Here is a 751-nt window from a genome sequence, read left to right on the forward strand (position 1 = left end):
GCAGGGGCAGTAGGAATCGAACCCACACTGGAGGTTTTGGAGACCTCTGTTCTACCTTTAAACTATGCCCCTATATATAAAATGGTGGAGGGGGACGGATTCGAACCGCCGAACCCGGAGGGAGCGGATTTACAGTCCGCCGCGTTTAGCCACTTCGCTACCCCTCCACATATAATTGAATCATAAATGGTGCCGGCAAGAGGACTTGAACCCCCAACCTACTGATTACAAGTCAGTTGCTCTACCAATTGAGCTACACCGGCAAATTATATGGTGGAGGATGACGGGATCGAACCGCCGACCCCCTGCTTGTAAGGCAGGTGCTCTCCCAGCTGAGCTAATCCTCCAATATATAAAATGGTGACCCCTACGGGATTCGAACCCGTGTTACCGCCGTGAAAGGGCGGTGTCTTAACCGCTTGACCAAGGGGCCATGTGGCAGAGAAGAAGGGATTCGAACCCTCGCGCCGCTTACGCGACCTACACCCTTAGCAGGGGCGCCCCTTGAGCCACTTGGGTACTTCTCTATATGGCTCCGCAGGTAGGACTCGAACCTACGACCGTTCGGTTAACAGCCGAATGCTCTACCACTGAGCTACTGCGGAACGATATAAGCTTGGCGACGTCCTACTCTCACAGGGGGAGATCCCCCAACTACCATCGGCGCTGAAGAGCTTAACTTCCGTGTTCGGAATGGGAACGGGTGTGACCTCTTCGCCATCGTCACCAAACATATAAAGGAACCTTGTTC

General features: G+C 53.7%; 7 tRNA genes and 1 rRNA gene. All 8 read right to left on the minus strand.

The window, feature by feature from the left end:
* Position 1 precedes the first annotated feature (1 nt).
* Positions 2-72, minus strand: a tRNA-Trp gene (locus tag MXD58_RS31900).
* 10 nt (positions 73-82) lie between these two features.
* Positions 83-167, minus strand: a tRNA-Tyr gene (locus MXD58_RS31905).
* 20 nt (positions 168-187) lie between these two features.
* Positions 188-263 (minus strand) — tRNA-Thr (locus tag MXD58_RS31910).
* A gap of 8 nt (positions 264-271) precedes the next feature.
* Positions 272-347 (minus strand) — tRNA-Val (locus MXD58_RS31915).
* A gap of 11 nt (positions 348-358) precedes the next feature.
* Positions 359-433, minus strand: a tRNA-Glu gene (locus MXD58_RS31920).
* Between the two features lie 3 nt (positions 434-436).
* A tRNA-Ser gene (locus MXD58_RS31925) sits at positions 437-527 on the minus strand.
* A 3-nt stretch (positions 528-530) separates the two neighbouring features.
* Positions 531-605 (minus strand) — tRNA-Asn (locus MXD58_RS31930).
* A gap of 9 nt (positions 606-614) precedes the next feature.
* Positions 615-731, minus strand: a 5S ribosomal RNA gene (gene rrf / locus MXD58_RS31935).
* Positions 732-751: the final 20 nt, after the last annotated feature.

The sequence above is a fragment of the Frankia sp. AgKG'84/4 genome, from assembly GCF_023242965.2.
Classification (GTDB): Bacteria; Actinomycetota; Actinomycetes; order Frankiales; family Frankiaceae; genus Frankia.